This is a genomic window from Bordetella petrii (assembly GCF_020991325.1).
Lineage (GTDB): Bacteria > Pseudomonadota > Gammaproteobacteria > Burkholderiales > Burkholderiaceae_B > Bordetella_A > Bordetella_A petrii_E.
Genome location: NZ_JAJMLX010000018.1, coordinates 1 through 16895, shown reverse-complemented (window position 1 = coordinate 16895; position 16895 = coordinate 1). Strand labels below are relative to the sequence as shown.

The 16895-nt window shown below is 64.9% G+C and carries 12 protein-coding genes; 6 read left to right on the top strand and 6 right to left on the bottom strand.

What is annotated here, in order from left to right:
* The first annotated feature begins 47 nt into the window (after positions 1 to 47).
* Positions 48 to 857: a metallophosphoesterase gene (locus LPZ50_RS03610; RefSeq protein WP_230657669.1), complete on the top strand. Its 810-nt coding sequence runs from the start codon at positions 48 to 50 to the stop codon at positions 855 to 857.
* Between the two features lie 322 nt (positions 858 to 1179).
* Here LPZ50_RS03610 and rpoH read toward each other — a convergent pair whose 3' ends face one another.
* Positions 1180 to 2067, bottom strand: coding sequence for an RNA polymerase sigma factor RpoH (rpoH, locus tag LPZ50_RS03605; RefSeq protein WP_230657668.1), 888 nt, complete (start codon positions 2065 to 2067; stop codon positions 1180 to 1182).
* A 215-nt stretch (positions 2068 to 2282) separates the two neighbouring features.
* On the opposite strand from rpoH, the gene LPZ50_RS03600 reads away from it, so the two are divergent.
* On the top strand, positions 2283 to 2549 hold the full coding sequence (locus LPZ50_RS03600) for a DUF1488 family protein (RefSeq protein ID WP_230657667.1): 267 nt from the start codon (positions 2283 to 2285) through the stop codon (positions 2547 to 2549).
* Positions 2550 to 2563: 14 nt separating this feature from the next.
* Here LPZ50_RS03600 and LPZ50_RS03595 read toward each other — a convergent pair whose 3' ends face one another.
* From LPZ50_RS03595 to LPZ50_RS03585, 3 genes are all read right to left on the bottom strand, one after another.
* Entirely contained in the window at positions 2564 to 3253 is a 690-nt protein-coding gene (locus tag LPZ50_RS03595) for a hypothetical protein (RefSeq protein ID WP_230657665.1), read from the bottom strand.
* Between the two features lie 64 nt (positions 3254 to 3317).
* Positions 3318 to 4166, bottom strand: coding sequence for an S-formylglutathione hydrolase (fghA, locus tag LPZ50_RS03590; protein WP_230657663.1), 849 nt, complete (start codon positions 4164 to 4166; stop codon positions 3318 to 3320).
* A 49-nt stretch (positions 4167 to 4215) separates the two neighbouring features.
* Positions 4216 to 5322 carry an S-(hydroxymethyl)glutathione dehydrogenase/class III alcohol dehydrogenase gene (locus LPZ50_RS03585; protein WP_230657661.1) on the bottom strand — a complete coding sequence of 369 codons (1107 nt, stop codon included), beginning with the start codon at positions 5320 to 5322 and terminating at the stop codon, positions 4216 to 4218.
* 192 nt (positions 5323 to 5514) lie between these two features.
* Here LPZ50_RS03585 and LPZ50_RS03580 point away from each other — a divergent pair, with 192 nt between their 5' ends.
* The 4 genes from LPZ50_RS03580 (at position 5515) to LPZ50_RS03565 (ending at position 13603) form a co-directional block, all read left to right on the top strand.
* Positions 5515 to 6258: a hypothetical protein gene (locus LPZ50_RS03580; RefSeq protein ID WP_230657659.1), complete on the top strand. Its 744-nt coding sequence runs from the start codon at positions 5515 to 5517 to the stop codon at positions 6256 to 6258.
* A gap of 346 nt (positions 6259 to 6604) precedes the next feature.
* Complete coding sequence (locus LPZ50_RS03575) at positions 6605 to 11338, top strand: glutamate synthase-related protein (protein ID WP_230657657.1); 4734 nt, start codon at positions 6605 to 6607, stop codon at positions 11336 to 11338.
* A 9-nt stretch (positions 11339 to 11347) separates the two neighbouring features.
* Positions 11348 to 12814, top strand: a complete 1467-nt coding sequence (locus tag LPZ50_RS03570) for a glutamate synthase subunit beta (protein ID WP_230657655.1) — start codon at positions 11348 to 11350, stop codon at positions 12812 to 12814.
* Positions 12815 to 12976: 162 nt separating this feature from the next.
* A complete protein-coding gene (locus LPZ50_RS03565; protein WP_230657653.1) occupies positions 12977 to 13603 on the top strand; it encodes an OmpW/AlkL family protein in 627 nt (208 codons plus the stop codon).
* A gap of 36 nt (positions 13604 to 13639) precedes the next feature.
* Here the strand turns inward: LPZ50_RS03565 and LPZ50_RS03560 are convergent, their stop codons facing one another.
* Positions 13640 to 14743: a DUF748 domain-containing protein gene (locus LPZ50_RS03560; protein WP_230657651.1), complete on the bottom strand. Its 1104-nt coding sequence runs from the start codon at positions 14741 to 14743 to the stop codon at positions 13640 to 13642.
* A 19-nt stretch (positions 14744 to 14762) separates the two neighbouring features.
* Positions 14763 to 16838, bottom strand: coding sequence for a catalase (locus tag LPZ50_RS03555; protein WP_230657649.1), 2076 nt, complete (start codon positions 16836 to 16838; stop codon positions 14763 to 14765).
* Between the last annotated feature and the right edge of the window lie 57 nt (positions 16839 to 16895).

Sequence of the window (16895 nt, the reverse complement as noted above, 5' to 3'; positions counted from 1 at the left end):
GGCTTTTTCGGTAAGGTACGAAGCTTTCGGATAGACAGAAAAGCCCCTTGCCGACCTCGACTTCCAGCGCCGGCCGCCCCGACGCGCCCATTCTGCTGGTGCAGCTTACCGATACGCACCTGCTGGCCGAACCCGACAGCATCATGTGCCAGGTCAACACCGACGCCAGCCTGCGCGCGGTGCTGGACCTGGTGCGCGCCAACGGGCACCGGCCCGACCTGCTGCTGGCCACCGGCGATTTATCCCAGGACGGGTCCCCCCAGGCCTACCACCGCCTGCGCGATCTTCTGGAACAGACCGATTGGCCGGTACGCTGCCTGCCTGGCAATCACGACGACCCTTATGCGTTGCGCCATGCCCTGGGACTGTGGACCCAGCCGGTAACCGATATCGGCGCGTGGCGCATCATTCTGCTGGATTCCACCGTGGCGGGCTCCGACGGCGGCCATATCAGTGATGAACAGTTCGACCTGCTGGAACGTTCGGCCGCCCTGGCGGGCGAACGGCATATTCTGGTGGCGCTGCACCACAATCCGGTGCAAATGGACAGCAAATGGCACGACAGCATGATGGTCGACAACGCCGCCGCCCTGTTCCAGCAACTGGCCACGCTGCCGCGCACCCGCGTGCTGCTGTGGGGCCATGTGCACCAGGCCTTCGACCGCCGGCGCCACCACTTGCGCATGCTGGCCACGCCATCCACCTGCTTCCAGTTCGCCGTACGCAATGGCCGCCACGTGCTGGATGACGCCGCCCCCGGCTACCGCTGGCTGAAGCTGTACCGCGACGGTTCGCTGGCCACGGGCGTCCGGCGTATCGATGCCGCCGCCTGGAACGACCTGCGGATTGCCGCCTAGTGTGCTGTCCCATAGATACGTCGCCATGGCCACAACTGGCGCGTTTCGCGGCGGCGTCTATGGGACAGCACACTAACAACCTGGCTGGCGGATGCCCGCAAGAAACCGCGGCGCAAAAAAACAGGGCACCGATATGCGAGGTGCCCTGCAAGCATCCGTTTCATAGGGGAGGGGAAAGAGGAGAAGCCGAAACGGATGCAAGACTGCAATACCGGGTACCGGCAAATGCGGTCTACATGTATTTAGGCGCCCCGGCGGCGATTAAGTTTCCGCGCGGTTCAAGATCGGCGCCATGAATTTGAATCAGGATGTTTCCGGGCCATCAGGCGGGCGCGAGCGTGCCGCGCATTTTCTTCAGGGCGGCGGATTCGATCTGGCGGATGCGCTCGGCCGACACGCCGAACTCTTGCGCCAGTTCCTGCAGGGTGATGCCGCCATCGTCCTGCAGCCAGCGGGCCTCGATGATGCGGCGCGAACGCGGGTCGAGTGCCTGCAGCGCGTGGGCCAGGCCGGCACCCTGCAGCTCGTCGTGGTCGCGGCGGTCGAGCACGCGCGTGGGTTCCTGGCGGCCGTCGTCGGACAGGTAGGCGATGGGCGAGAAAGACTCGTCGTCGTCGTCCTGCTTTTCCAGGGAAAGGTCGCGGCCGGACAGGCGCACTTCCATTTCGCTGACGTCTTCGCGCCGCACGTTCAGCTCTTCGGCGATACGGTCGACCTGTTCAGGGTCGAGCGTCTGGCCGTCGGGACGCATGCTGCGCAGGTTGAAGAACAGCTTGCGCTGCGCCTTGGTAGTGGCCACCTTCACCATGCGCCAGTTGCGGATGATGAATTCGTGGATTTCGGCCTTGATCCAGTGCACGGCGAACGACACCAGGCGTACGCCGCGTTCCGGGTCGAAGCGCTTCACGGCCTTCATCAGGCCGACATTGCCTTCCTGGATGAGGTCGGCATGGGGCAGGCCGTAGCCCAGGTACTGGCGGGCCACCGAGACCACCAGCCGCAGGTGCGACAGCACCAGTTCACGGGCGGCGTCCAGGTCGTCGCGATCGCGCAGGCGGCGGCCCAGTTCGGTTTCGCGTTCGGCGGTCAGCACCGGCAGGCGGTTGACGGCCGAAATATAGGCTTCAATGGTACCGAGCGAGCCTGGATTGGCAATGGCCAACGCCAGGGCGTTGCCGGACAGGGCCAACGAGCTGCTGGGTTGCTTCATGGTTGCGGTCTCCAGGTAGGAATGGGACAACTGCATCAGACCGATGTTAGCACTCTGGATTTATGAGTGCTAATTCGACTGCTGCGGCGCGTCATAGTTCCCAAAATGGCAAGGTTTAATGCGTCCCTTAAATTGACTCCGGCCAAGGCACGGAATTTGCCGATACCAGGGTTCCGGGCGGCCCCCAGCGCCCGCCCACACCAAAGGAGCCTCGCATGAATGCTTTCGCCAAAGCCACCCACGCCCAGGCGCAGGGCGACGACGTTGTCTTCGAGCTGGAAACCGATGGGGTCGTGCGACAGTTCGAAATATCGGGAGATGCGCTGCGCCGCTACTTCGGGGCTGCCGACGACACCGGCAGCGAGTTGCTGCGCGCCTTCGAGAACGCCCAGGTGGAAATCCAGGCCATCGCCAAGAAGGCCCAATGGGTGCCCAGCGACGGCACCATCAAGCTGGGCACCGGCGACTTCGACGACAGTTGAAGCGGGCCAAGGCCTTACCAGCCCGACTGCCGCAGCGCGTCTTCGGTGGCCTGCCCATCGGGCCGGATCACCACCGCGCCGCGCGGATCCATGTAAACACGGTAGCGCGCGCCGTCCAGCATGGGCATGTAGGCCGCGCTGCCGAACTGCACGTCGACAAACGGCAGCCAGTTGGGGAATACGCGCTTGAGCGTGCCCAGGTCCGGCACGGGCCAGTCGTTCAGGGCGTGCGCGCTGCGCGGTTCGCTGCGCTCGCGTTCGATATCGCTGTAGCGGCCCGACAGGCGCTCGAAGGCATATAAGGGCGGCGCACCGGCCAGCAAGGCGGGCAGGCGCCAGCGCACCACCTTGGCGTCGATCTGCCATTGGTCGCCCGCCAGGGCGTAGATGCGGTCTTCCATGCCTGGCACCTGGGTGGTCAGCTGGAAGCGCCCCGGCGCATGCTCGTGGATCTGCACGCTGGCCACCGGCACATCGGTGGTCAGCTTCAGGAATTGCACCAACGTCAGGGCCAGCATGGCCGATACCCCGGCCAGGGCGATCAGCAGGCATCCGCACAGGCGCCGCACAGGCCGCAGGCGGAACATGCGCCGCCCCGCGGCGTCGCGCGGCCCGCCCCGGCCGAACAGCATGTACAGGCCGGGAATCAACACGATCAGGGCCGCCAGGCCCATCCAGACAAAAGGCGCGAAACCGTAAATCACTCGGCAATCCTTTTATAGGCGCCGATGCCGCCCGCGGGCCTGCCGCGTGCGGCCATGGGCGCCGCTATATGTATTGGTCGGCGTGAAACCGCAGGTGATCCTGCATGAAAGTGGAAATGAAGTAATAGCCATGGTCGTAGCCGACATGGCGGCGCAGCGTCAGCGGCTGTCCGGCTTGCGCGCACGCCTGCTCGAACACCTGGGGGTACAGTTGCTCGGCCAGGAAACTGTCAGCCAGCCCCTGGTCGATCAAGATACCCTTGGGAAACGGGCGCTGGGTGCGGGCCATGAGCTCGCTGGCATCGTAGGCTTTCCAGGCTTCGGGGTCGGGCCCCAGGTAGCCGCCGAAGGCCTTGTGGCCCCAGGGGCAGCGCATGGGCGCCGCGATGGGGGCAAAGGCCGACACCGACCGGAACTTGTCCGGATGCCGCAGGGCCAGCACCAGGGCACCATGCCCGCCCATCGAGTGCCCGAAAATACCGATGCGCCCGGCATCGGCGGGCAACTGGCTGGTAACGATGCCATGCAGCTCGTCGGCCACGTAGCTTTCCATGCGGTAGTGCCTGCGCCAGGGCTCGGCGGTGGCATCCAGATAAAAACCGGCGCCCGTGCCGAAATCCCAGTCCTGGTCTTCGCCGGCGATGCCGGCGCCGCGCGGGCTGGTATCGGGCGCCACCAGCATCAGGCCCATCTGGGCGGCCAGGCGCTGCGCCCCGCCCTTGATCATGAAGGTTTCTTCGGTGCAGGTAAGCCCCGCCAGGTAGAACAGCACCGGTACCGGGCCCTGTTCCGCCTGGGGCGGGATGTACACCGAAAACTTCATGGGCAGCCCGACCTGGGCCGACGCATGGCGGTAAAAACGCTGCCAGCCGCCGAAGCAGCGGTGCTGCGAGATCAGTTCCAGGTCTGCCATGTTGCGGTGCTTCCTTGCCGGATCGTAACGGGGTGCCTGCGCGGCGCCATCAATACAACACCACCGAGCGGATCGATTCGCCGCGCTTCATCAGGTCGAAGCCTTCGTTGATGCGGTCCAGCGGCAGGGTATGGGTGATGAGATCATCAATGTTGATCTTGCCTTCCATGTACCAGTCGACGATCTTGGGCACATCGGTGCGGCCGCGCGCGCCGCCGAAGGCCGAACCCTTCCATTCGCGGCCGGTTACCAGCTGGAACGGGCGGGTGCTGATTTCGGCGCCCGCCTCGGCCACGCCGATGATGATGGATTGGCCCCAACCCTTGTGGCAGCATTCCAGCGCCTGGCGCATCACTTGCGTGTTGCCGATGCATTCAAAGGAATAATCGGCGCCGCCGTCCGTCAGATGGACGATATGGTCGACTACATTCTCGACTTCCTTGGGGTTGACGAAGTGCGTCATGCCGAACTTGCGGGCCATGGCTACGCGGGCGGGGTTCAGGTCTACGCCGATGATCTTGTCCGCGCCCACCATCTTGGCACCCTGGATCACGTTCAGGCCGATGCCGCCCAATCCGAACACCACCACATTGGCGCCGGCCTCGACCTTGGCCGTGTACACCACCGCGCCTACGCCGGTGGTGACGCCGCAGCCGATATAGCAGATCTTGTCGAAGGGGGCGTCTTCGCGCACCTTGGCCACGGCGATTTCCGGCACCACGATGTGATTCGCGAACGTGGACGTGCCCATGTAATGGAACAGCGGCTTGCCGCCGATGGAGAACCGCGAGGTCGCATCCGGCATCAGGCCCTTGCCCTGGGTGGCGCGGATTGCCTGGCACAGATTGGTTTTGCGCGACAGGCAGAACTTGCACTGGCGGCATTCGGGGGTGTACAGGGGAATGACATGGTCGCCCTTTTTCAGGGACGTAACTCCCGCCCCCACGTCCACGACCACGCCCGCGCCTTCATGGCCCAGGATGGCCGGGAAAATGCCTTCGGGGTCGGCGCCCGACAGGGTGTAGTAATCGGTATGGCAAATACCCGTGGCCTTGACTTCGATCAGTACCTCGCCCGCGCGGGGGCCGTCCAGGTCTACCTCTTCGACGGTAAGGGGCTCACCGGCTTTCCAGGCGATCGCGGCTTTGGTTTTCATGCAAGGCTCCTACGGGGGATGGTTTTCGCAGCTACTGCGTTTCAACGCCCGATGTTAACCTGGGTGGTCATGCAGGCCCTTGCTCGTATTGTGCAATTTGTTGTCGAGAAAGCTTGACCCTCGACGGCTATGGCACTATTTATATATAGTTGATCGACCCTAACGTTCTTTGGGCCCTGCGCCCTCGATCCTATGGCCCGTCTGCCCCGTTTGTACGCCCCCGGGCTGCCCCAGCTGGTGCAGGCCAACTTCGTCCAGCCTCTGGCGGCCCCGTCCCAGCCGGCGCCCCAGGACGTGCTGAACCAATTGGCCGCCTGGCTGGGCGATTCCGCCCAACGCCACCGTGTGGCAGTACACGGCTGGGTGCTGGCCAACGACCGCATCCTGTTGCTGGCCACGCCCGCCGACGAAGAAGGCCTGCCGCGCCTGATGCAGACACTGGGCCGCAACCTGGCCGCCCGCCTGCGCGGCGGCCGTGTGTTCGCCGGCCGCTACCGTTCCGCCCTGCTGGAACCCGGCGTATGGGTGCTGCCCGCCCTGGTCTGGCTGGAAACCTACCCGGTGCGCAGCGGCAGCACGCACGACCCCGATTCCTGGCCCTGGTCTTCGGCCGGCAGCCATACCGGCAACACGGCGGCCGCCACCCCGCCTTCGCCCTGGCAATCCGATCACGCCGACTACTGGGCCTGCGGCAATACTCCGTTCGACCGCCAGGCCAACTACCGGCGCCGTCTGCAGGAAGGGCTGTCGCGCGAACAATCCCAGCGTATCGACCAGGCCGTGTCCGGCCAGTGGGCATTGGGCGGCACGGCCTTCATTGCCAGCCTGGCCCATACCGCCAGCCGCCGGGTTGCCCCCGGGCAGCGGGGCCGGCCCCGCAAGAAGCCGGCCGAACCCCAGGCCGCCGCAGAAGGCAACGGCGCACCCGGCGCCTGAAATTTCCCACTTTGTCATCGGCGGCGACACGCTACCCGTGCCGCTCGCCTGAATATGACTGCCCGTTACAGGCGCGCCTGCCGCAGCCGCACAGCGATAATTTAGGGACACATAAACTGGATTTACCGTTCTGGCCTAGTGAATTCCACTAGGTATTTTTTGTCTCTTTTTATATGCCATTGATAATAAGGAATTTTTTATATGTCCCTTTTTATTTGTGCACAGTTTCGGTGCCTAATAATAAAGGGACACACCCTATTTATTTAACTTGCGCCTCATGCTGTGCCGCAGTATCGTCGTGCCCTTGCACTGCAACATTCCGACGCAGGCCACTGCGGAGCGCGCTATGTCCACTACCCAACAAGATTCCTGTCGCCCGGCCGCGACGCCCATCGATGCCACGCGCATCGGCATTCCGGCGGCGCAGGGCCTGTACAACCCTCAGCACGAACATGACGCCTGTGGCGTGGGTTTCGTCGCCCATATCAAGGGGCGCAAAAGCCATGCCATCATCCAGCAAGGCCTGAAGATCCTGGAAAACCTGGACCACCGCGGCGCGGTGGGCGCCGACAAGCTCATGGGCGACGGCGCGGGCATCCTGATCCAGATCCCCGACGCGCTGTACCGCGACGAAATGGCCCAGCAAGGCGTGGTGCTGCCGCCTCCCGGCGAGTACGGCGTGGCCATGATGTTCCTGCCCAAGGAAACCGCTTCGCGCCTGGCCTGCGAACAGGAACTCGAACGCGCGGTGCGCGCCGAGGGCCAGACCGTGCTGGGCTGGCGCGACGTGCCGGTGGATGTCGACATGCCCATGTCGCCCACGGTGCGCTCGGTGGAACCGGTCATCCGCCAGTTGTTCATCGGTCGCGGCGCCGACGTCATGGTGCCCGACGCGCTGGAACGCAAGCTGTACGTCATCCGCAAGACCGCCAGCCACGCCATCCAGGCCATGAAACTGGCGCACGGCAAAGAATATTTCGTGCCCTCGGCCTCGGTGCGCACCGTGGTGTACAAGGGCCTGCTGCTGGCCGACCAGGTGGGCCGCTACTACCGCGACCTGGCCGACCCGCGCACCGTATCGGCCCTGGCGCTGGTGCACCAGCGTTTCTCGACCAACACGTTCCCCGCCTGGCCGCTGGCCCACCCCTACCGCATGATCGCCCACAACGGTGAAATCAACACCGTCAAGGGCAACTTCAATTGGCTGCGCGCGCGCGAAGGCATGATGCAGTCGGCCGTGCTGGGCGACGACCTGAAAAAACTGTATCCCATCGTCTACGAAGGCCAGTCCGATACCGCCACGTTCGACAACTGTCTCGAACTGCTGGTGAACTCGGGCTATTCGCTGGCCCACGCCATGATGATGATGATCCCGGAAGCCTGGGAACAGCATACGCAAATGGACGAAAGCCGCCGCGCATTCTATGAATACCACGCGGCCATGATGGAACCCTGGGACGGCCCCGCCGCCGTGGCCTTCACCGACGGCCGCCAGATCGGCGCCACCCTCGACCGCAACGGCCTGCGCCCCGCGCGCTACCTGATCACCGACGACGACATGGTCATCATGGCGTCCGAGGCCGGCACGCTATCCATTCCCGAAAACCGCATCGTCAAGAAATGGCGCCTGCAGCCCGGCAAGATGTTCCTCATCGACCTGGAACAGGGCCGCATCATCGACGACGCCGAAATCAAGCTGCAGTTGTCCAACAGCCGCCCGTACCGCCAATGGATCGAGCGCCTGCAGATCAAGCTGGAATCGCTGCCCGCGCCCAAGCAGGCCGCGCCGGCCACGCAGTCGACGGTATCGCTGCTCGACCGCCAGCAGGCGTTCGGCTGGACCCAGGAAGACTACAAGTTCATCCTGGAACCCATGGCCACCACGGGCGAAGAAGTCATCGGCTCGATGGGCAACGACGCGCCGCTGGCCGTGCTGTCGAACCGCGCCAAGCCGTTCTACAACTATTTCCGCCAGTTGTTCGCCCAGGTTACCAACCCGCCCATCGACCCCATCCGCGAACAGATGGTGATGTCGCTGGTGTCGTTCATCGGACCCAAGCCCAACCTGCTGGACATCAACAACGTGAACCCGCCGCTGCGCCTGGAAGTGTCGCAGCCGGTGCTGGATTTCGCCGCCATGGCGCAAATCCGCGATATCGAACAGGTCACGGGCAAGAAGTTCCGCAGCTACGAACTCGACATCACCTATCCGGCCGCCTGGGGCTCGGAAGGCATCGAGGCGCGCGTGGCGGCCCTGTGCGCCCGCGCCGTGGATGCGGTGCAAAGCGGCTACAACATCCTGATCGTGTCCGACCGCCTGGTCGACAGCGAACGCGTGGCCATTCCCGCGCTGCTGGCCACCTCGGCCGTGCACCAGCACCTGATCCGCGCCGGCCTGCGCACCAATACCGGCCTGGTGGTGGAAACCGGCACTGCCCGCGAAGTGCACCACTTCGCGCTGCTGGGCGGCTATGGCGCCGAAGCCATCCACCCGTACCTGGCGCTGGAATCGCTGGGCCGCATGGCCGACCCCGAAAAAGCCGTCAAGAATTTCATCAAGGCCATCGGCAAGGGCCTGAACAAGGTCATGTCCAAGATGGGCATCTCGACCTACATGTCGTACACCGGCGCGCAGATCTTCGAGGCCGTGGGCCTGCAGCGCGCCCTGATCGACAAGTACTTCACCGGCACGGCGTCCAATATCGAAGGCATCGGCATCTTCCAGGTGGCCGAAGAAGCGCTGCGCCTGCACCGCGCCGCGTTCAGCACCGATCCGGTGCTGGCCAACGACCTGGACGCGGGCGGCGAATACGCTTTCCGCGTGCGTGGCGAAGAACACATGTGGACGCCCGACTCCATCGCCAAGCTGCAGCACGCGTCGCGCGCCAACAACTACCGCACGTACAAAGAGTACGCGCAGATTATCAACGACCAAAGCCGCCGCCACATGACGCTGCGCGGCCTGTTCGAATTCCGCTTCGACCCGACCCGCGCGATTTCGCTCGACGAAGTCGAGCCCGCCAAAGATATCGTCAAGCGCTTCGCCACCGGCGCCATGTCGCTGGGCTCCATTTCCACCGAGGCTCACACGGTGCTGGCGGTGGCCATGAACCGCATCGGCGGCAAGTCGAACACGGGCGAAGGCGGTGAAGACGAACTGCGCTATCGCGCCGAAATGCGCAACGGCACGGCCGGCATCAAAGACGGCGACACGCTGGCATCGGTGCTGGGCGGCGAACGCATCGAGGCCGACGTAGCGCTGAAGGCCGGCGATTCACTGCGTTCGCGCATCAAGCAAGTGGCTTCGGGCCGCTTCGGCGTCACCGCCGAATACCTGGCCAGCGCCGACCAGATCCAGATCAAGATGGCCCAGGGCGCCAAGCCCGGCGAAGGCGGCCAACTGCCCGGCCACAAGGTGTCGGAATACATCGCCAAGCTGCGCTATTCGGTGCCGGGCGTGGGCCTGATCTCGCCCCCGCCGCACCACGACATCTATTCCATTGAAGACCTGGCCCAGCTCATCCACGACCTGAAAAACGTCAACAGCAAGTCGTCGGTGTCGGTGAAGCTGGTGTCGGAAGTGGGCGTGGGCACCGTGGCCGCGGGCGTGGCCAAGGCCAAGGCCGACCACGTCGTCATCGCCGGCCACGACGGCGGCACCGGCGCGTCGCCCGTGTCGTCCATCAAGCACGTGGGCACGCCCTGGGAACTGGGCCTGGCCGAAACCCAGCAGACGCTGGTGCTGAACCGCCTGCGCAGCCGCATCCGCGTGCAGGCCGACGGCCAGATGAAAACCGGGCGCGACGTGGTCATCGGCGCGCTGCTGGGTGCCGACGAATTCGGCTTCGCCACCGCGCCGCTGGTGGTGGAAGGCTGCATCATGATGCGCAAATGCCACCTGAACACCTGCCCGGTGGGCGTGGCCACGCAAGATCCGGTGCTGCGCCGCAAGTTCCAGGGCAAGCCCGAACATGTCGTGAACTTCTTCTTCTTCATCGCCGAAGAAGTGCGCGAAATCATGGCGCAACTGGGCATCCGCAAATTCGACGACCTGATCGGCCGCGCCGACCTGCTCGACATGCGCTCCGGCATCGACCACTGGAAGGCCCATGGCCTGGACTTCAGCCGCGTGTTCTTCCAGCCGCAGGTCGATACCGAACAGCGCCAGACCGAAGAACAAGACCACGGCCTGGCCGGCGCGCTGGATCACCTGCTGATCGAACGCAGCAAGCCCGCGCTGGAGCGCGGCGAAAAAGTGTCGTTCATCACGCCGGTGCGCAACCGCAACCGTACCGTGGGCGCCATGCTGTCCGGCGCGCTGGCCGCGCGCTACGGCCACGACGGCCTGCCCGACGACACCATCCATATCCAGTGCAACGGCACGGCCGGACAAAGCTTCGGCGCATTCCTGGCCCACGGCATCACGCTGGACCTGGTGGGCGAGGGCAACGACTACGTCGGCAAGGGCCTGTCGGGCGGCCGCATCATCGTGCGCTCTCCCAACGATTTCCGCGGCTTCGGCCCCGACCACATCATCGTCGGCAACACCGTGCTGTACGGCGCGCTGTCGGGCGAGGCCTTCTTCAACGGCGTGGGCGGCGAACGCTTCGCGGTACGCAACTCGGGCGCCGCGGCCGTCGTGGAAGGCACCGGCGACCACGGCTGCGAATACATGACGGGCGGTACCGTGGTGGTGCTGGGCGCCACCGGCCGCAACTTCGCGGCCGGCATGTCGGGCGGCGTGGCCTACGTATGGGACCCCGACCGCAGCTTCAAGCACCGCTGCAACCTGGCCATGGTCGAACTCGAACCCATCGCGCCGCACGCCGAGCAGCACGCGCACAATGCCCGCGAAGGCTGGCACAGCGCGCAGCGCGGTACCGAACGCGAAACCGACGAAGCCATCCTGCGCCGGCTGATCGAAGATCACTTCCGCTACACCGGCAGCTTCCGCGCCCGCGAAATCCTGGGCGACTGGGAAGCCTCGCGTGGCAAATTCATCAAAGTCATGCCGACGGAATACCGTCGCGCATTGGGCGAAATGTGGCGCGCAGCCAACCCGGAACAACTGGCTGCCTAAGGATCTACCATGGGAAAAATCACCGGCTTTATGGAATTTCAGCGGCTCAAGGAAGCCACTGAAGCGCCGCAGAAGCGCCTGAAAAACTGGCGCGAATTCGTGCTGCACCTGACCGACGAACAGTCCAAGCAGCAGGCTGCCCGCTGCATGGACTGCGGCATCCCGTTCTGCAACAACGGCTGCCCGGTCAACAACATCATCCCCGACTGGAACGACCTGGTGTACCGCCAGGAATGGCGCCGCGCGCTGGATGTGCTGCATTCCACCAACAACTTCCCGGAATTCACCGGCCGCATCTGCCCAGCCCCGTGTGAAGCCGCCTGTACGCTCAACATCAACAGTGACGCCGTGGGCATCAAGTCCATCGAGCACGCCATCATCGACAAGGGCTGGACGGAAGGCTGGGTGGTGCCGCAACTGCCCGCCCGCAAAACCGGCAAGAAGGTCGCCGTGGTGGGCTCCGGCCCCGCCGGCCTGGCCTGCGCCCAGCAACTGGCGCGCGCCGGCCATTCGGTCACGGTGTTCGACAAAAGCGACCGCATCGGCGGGCTGCTGCGCTACGGCATCCCCGATTTCAAACTGGAGAAATCGCAGATCGATCGCCGCATGGCCCAGATGGAAGCCGAAGGCGTGGAGTTCTCGCCGTCCACTTATGTGGGCAGCCCGTCCGACCCCATCGCCGACGGCCTGACCGTGCGCACCCCGGAATCGCTGACCAGCGAGTTCGACGCCGTGGTCATGAGCGGCGGTTCGGAAACCCCGCGCGACCTGCCCGCGCCCGGCCGCGATCTCGAGGGCGTGTACTTCGCCATGGACTTCCTGCGCCAGCAGAACAAGGCCGTGGCCGGCGATCGCCTCGGCAACCAAACCCTCGCCAAGGGCAAGCACGTGGTGGTCATCGGCGGCGGCGACACCGGCTCGGACTGCGTGGGCACCAGCAACCGCCACGGCGCGGCCTCGGTCACCCAGTTCGAACTGATGCCCCAGCCGCCCGAATCCGAGAACAAGCCGCTGGTGTGGCCGTACTGGCCCCTGAAGCTGCGCACCTCGTCGTCGCACGAAGAAGGCTGCGAACGCGACTTCGCCGTCACCACCAAGGCATTCCAGGGCAGCGACGGCAAAATCGAGAAACTGATCGGCGCGCGCGTCGAATGGTTCAAGGACGAAGCCACCGGCCAGATGAAAATGCGCGAAGTCGAGGGGTCGGAATTCGAGATCAAGGCCGACCTGGTGCTGCTGGCCATGGGCTTTGTGTCGCCGGTGCAGAACGTGCTGGACGCCTTCGGCGTGGATCGCGACGCGCGCGGCAACGTGCGCGCCAATACCGACGACTACCGCACCAGCGTCGACAAGGTCTTCACGGCCGGCGACATGCGCCGCGGCCAATCGCTGGTGGTGTGGGCCATCCGCGAAGGCCGGCAGTGCGCCCGCGCCGTCGACGAATACCTGATGGGCAGCACTGAACTGCCGCGCTGACGCCATCCGCATAGCGTGCTGCATATGCCAGGTTCCTCCGGGAACCTGGCATTTTGTTTCCGGCCCCTTTTAATAACCCTACTACTGACATGGATCAAAACGGGCGCCCGGCTCGCCTGAGAACCTCTCGCTTGCCGACATTTGTCGGCTTAGGAGAGCCTCATGTCATTACGCACCACCCTGGCCGCCGCGCTGTGCATGGCCGGCCTGGCAACCACCCCCGCCCTTGCCCACGAAGCCGGCGACTGGCTGTTCAAGCTGGGGGTCACGCAAGTCAACCCGAAGTCCGACAACGGCAGCGTGCTTGGCGGCGCGGTCGACCTCGATGTCGACAACAACGTGCGGCCCAGCTTCACCGTCACCTATATGGCCACCCGCCATATCGGCATCGAACTGCTGGCCGCCTGGCCCTTCCAGCACGACATCAACGGCAGCGCCGGGCTGGGGCAAATAGGCACCACCAAGCACCTGCCGCCCACCCTCAGCCTGCAATGGCATTTCCTGCCCGACAGCACGGTGCAGCCTTATGTGGGCGTGGGCATCAACTACACGCACTTCTTCGACACGCAAACCCGCGGCGCGCTCAGCGGCTCCGAACTGAAACTGAGTGATTCCTGGGGCCTGGCCGGGCAGGTGGGGGTAGACGTCAGGCTGAACGAACGTTGGTTCCTGAACGCCGACCTACGCTATATCGACATCTCGTCCAAGGTAAAGCTCGACGGCCAACGCATCGGCACGGCACGCATCGACCCCTGGGTAGCCACCGTGGGCGTCGGGTACCGGTTCTAGGCACAGGCGTCGCATCCGGGCGGGCAACGGGCCGGGCTAGTGTTGTTCCACCAGGTTCGACAAGGCCTCGCCCAGCCCTTGCACGGCGCCGCCCACGCTTTCGGCAATGCCCTTGGCACTGACGCCTACGGCCTTGCCCAGCCCCCCTACCACCCGCATGGAAAGGCTGTCTTCCAGCGAAAACTTCGGGTCTTCCAGATTGCCCGTCAGGGTGAAATCGAACGCAACCCGCCCGTCGCGGTCTTCCAGGGCGGCAACCACCGCCTTGCGCGGCAACGATGCCAGGCTGTCGCCGCCGCCGAACTTCAGGTGGCTGAGTTCAAGATGGCCCTGTGCATTCAGGCGATGCTGCGCAATGCGCGTATGCATATCCAGGTTCACCGCCCCGCCCGCCAGCATGGCGGGCGACCCCTTGTACAGGTACGGCGCCAGCACGGGTGCATCGACCCCGGCCAAGCGAGTGCGCATGTCGGCATCGCGGCTGGCCGCCGCCAGCCAGCCCTGCAGGGTAAACGTGCCGTTGCGCGCCTTGCCCAGCATGCGCCCCGATACATCCAGGCTGGTGTGCTCGTTGCGCTTGGGAAAATATAGCGGCCCTATCTTTGCCTGCAACTGGTCGATCGCGATATGGTGGGCCGGCTTGGCGGCCACGGCGTCGTAGTAATCGAGCTGCCCGTCCCGCAGCACGATGCGGCCCACTTCGGTTTCCCACTTCTGCGGCGGCTGGCCTTCGGCACTGCTTTGCGCGCGTTTTTCCCTGGCCCGGCCGGACAGCATGGGCAGCAACTCCACGCCCTGGCTGGAGCGGCGTACCGACAAGTAATAGTCTTCCACGGTAAGGCTGTGGATCAGCAGGCGCCGCGACACCAGGCTGCGCCAATCCGGCGTGCACACGATGCGCCGGGCGCGCAGCGTCTGTTCCGCCGGCCAGCCTTGCGGGCCGCCAATGGCCACGTCATGCAGCACGACTTGCGACAGGCCGACCTCGATGCGGGCGGCCTGCCCGGACGGCCCCAGCAGTTCCACGATGCGCGCCTGCACCTGCTGCGCGGCCAAGTGGGCCGCCAGCGCCCCCACGGCCAGCAGAGCCAGCAAGCCGGCCGCCGCAATCAGCAGGTATTTCTTCGCGCGTCGGTTCATTCTCTATTCGGGCTGCTTGCTATACCTTGGGCGGATCGGACTCGCGTTCAGGATGGCGGTGCCGTGCCACCGCCTCGATGAACCGCATCATGCCAGTTTTCCCGGCATTCTTGGCAACAATCACCCCGCCATCGGCGCTATCCGGAGACACGCCGGCCTGTTCCAGTAGCCGGATGCCGGCGCCCAGGGCGCACAGCGCCTTGCCGTGCCGGAACTGGTCGCGGATGAATTCCAGGGCCAGGCCATCGGCGCACAAGGCATCCACCGCACCGCCATCCGGCACAAGTGCGGCATCGAACAGGGCGGAAGGGCTGTTCTTGAACGAGGCGTCCACGTCCAAGGGCTGGCCGGCATGGTCTTTGATCAGGCCGATATGCTGGCCCACCAGGCGCACCACCGCGCCCTTGGCGATCAGCGCCTGCGCGGCTTGGGCCACCCCCGCGCTGTCGACGCCGTCGGTCACCAGGATGGCGATCTTGCGCGTGCGTATGCCGCCTTCGCCCGGACGGGAATGCAGCGACAGGAATTCCGAGCGCGTCACTTCCGGCTTGACCGGGCGGGGATTGGCGCGCGGCAGCGGCTCGGGCAGGTCGGGCATGCCCAGGTTGGCCGCCACGGCCGCGGCCAGGGGTTCTGCCACGTTGCGCAGCATGGCCACCATGCGCCGGCGGATACCCGGTACGGTCACCTTGCTCAGTTCGAACGAGAAAGCGTCGATGATGTGCTGCTGCTCGTGCCCGGCCTGGCTTTCATAGAACAGGGTGGCCTGGTTGTAGTGTTCGGCGAACTTCTCCGGCTTGCCGCGCAGTTCGTCGCCGGCAATGGGCTCGGGAAAGGGCGCATACCCCGCCGCGCCCGCCTGGAACGGACAGCCGCCCGCCAGCGAGTTGGGCTCGTAGGCCACGCGGCCGCGATGGATGGCCTGGCGGTGCATGCCGTCGCGCTGGTTATTGTGTACCGGGGCCAGGGGCGCGTTAATGGGCAATTCGTGGAAGTTGGGGCCGCCCAGCCGCGATATCTGCGTATCCACGTAGGAATGGATGCGTCCCGCCAACAGCGGATCGTTGGTGAAATCGATGCCCGGCACCACGTGGGCGACACAGAACGCCACCTGCTCGGTCTCGGCGAAGAAGTTGTCCGGGTTGCGGTTCAGCACCAGGCGGCCAATGGGCGTGATGGGCACCAGTTCCTCTGGCACGATCTTGGTGGAATCCAGCACGTCGAAACTGAAACGGTCTGCCTGTGCTTCGTCGAAAACCTGCACGCCCAGTTCCCACTCGGGATACTCGCCGGCCTCGATCGCTTCCCACAAGTCGCGCCGGTGGTAATCCGGATCGGCGCCAGAGATCTTTACCGCCTCTTCCCACACGTGGGAATGCGTGCCCAGCCTGGGATTCCAATGGAATTTCACCAGCTTCGATTCGCCCTCGGCATTGACGAAGCGGTAGGTGTGCACGCCAAAACCCTGCATCATGCGATAACTGCGGGGAATCGCGCGGTCCGACATGGCCCACATGATCACATGCATCGACTCGGGCATCAGCGAAATGAAATCCCAGAACGTGTCGTGGGCCGAGGCCGCCTGCGGCATGCCATGATGGGGTTCCGGCTTCACGGCATGGACCAGGTCCGGGAACTTCATGGCGTCCTGGATGAAGAACACCGGAATATTGTTGCCCACCAGGTCCCAGTTGCCCTGGTCGGTGTAGAACTTGACGGCGAAGCCACGGATATCGCGTGCGGTGTCTTTGGAACCGCGCTCGCCCGCTACCGTCGAAAACCTCAGGAACACGGGCGTACGCTTGCCCGCCTCGGCAAACAGCGACGCGCAGGTCAAGTCAGGCAGCGGTTCGTAACATTCAAAGTAGCCGTGCGCCGCGGAACCCCTGGCGTGCACGATGCGTTCGGGAATGCGCTCGTGGTCGAAATGGGTGATCTTCTCGCGCAGGATGAAGTCTTTCAACAGCGCCGGCCCGCGCAGGCCGGCCTTCAATGAGCTCTGGTTGTCGGCCACCGGCACGCCCTGGTTGGTGGTCAGGGCCTGGCCGCCGCTGTCGGCCCGCACCCGCGGCAATTCGCCGCCGGCCGCGTTCACGCCGTCCGCTTACCTGCTACCCGCTCTGGTGGCGGAGTTCCGGCGGCGTGTTCCGTC

Excerpts from the sequence above, each read along its gene's own strand:
- fghA (WP_230657663.1), bottom strand. The coding sequence starts at position 4,166 with ATGGCAGACCTGGAACTGATCTCGCAGCACCGCTGCTTCGGCGGCTGG.
- LPZ50_RS03600 (WP_230657667.1), top strand. The coding sequence starts at position 2,283 with ATGAATGCTTTCGCCAAAGCCACCCACGCCCAGGCGCAGGGCGACGAC.
- LPZ50_RS03560 (WP_230657651.1), bottom strand. The coding sequence starts at position 14,743 with ATGAACCGACGCGCGAAGAAATACCTGCTGATTGCGGCGGCCGGCTTG.
- LPZ50_RS03570 (WP_230657655.1), top strand. The coding sequence starts at position 11,348 with ATGGGAAAAATCACCGGCTTTATGGAATTTCAGCGGCTCAAGGAAGCC.
- LPZ50_RS03575 (WP_230657657.1), top strand. The coding sequence starts at position 6,605 with ATGTCCACTACCCAACAAGATTCCTGTCGCCCGGCCGCGACGCCCATC.
- LPZ50_RS03565 (WP_230657653.1), top strand. The coding sequence starts at position 12,977 with ATGTCATTACGCACCACCCTGGCCGCCGCGCTGTGCATGGCCGGCCTG.
- LPZ50_RS03585 (WP_230657661.1), bottom strand. The coding sequence starts at position 5,322 with ATGAAAACCAAAGCCGCGATCGCCTGGAAAGCCGGTGAGCCCCTTACC.
- LPZ50_RS03580 (WP_230657659.1), top strand. The coding sequence starts at position 5,515 with ATGGCCCGTCTGCCCCGTTTGTACGCCCCCGGGCTGCCCCAGCTGGTG.
- rpoH (WP_230657668.1), bottom strand. The coding sequence starts at position 2,067 with ATGAAGCAACCCAGCAGCTCGTTGGCCCTGTCCGGCAACGCCCTGGCG.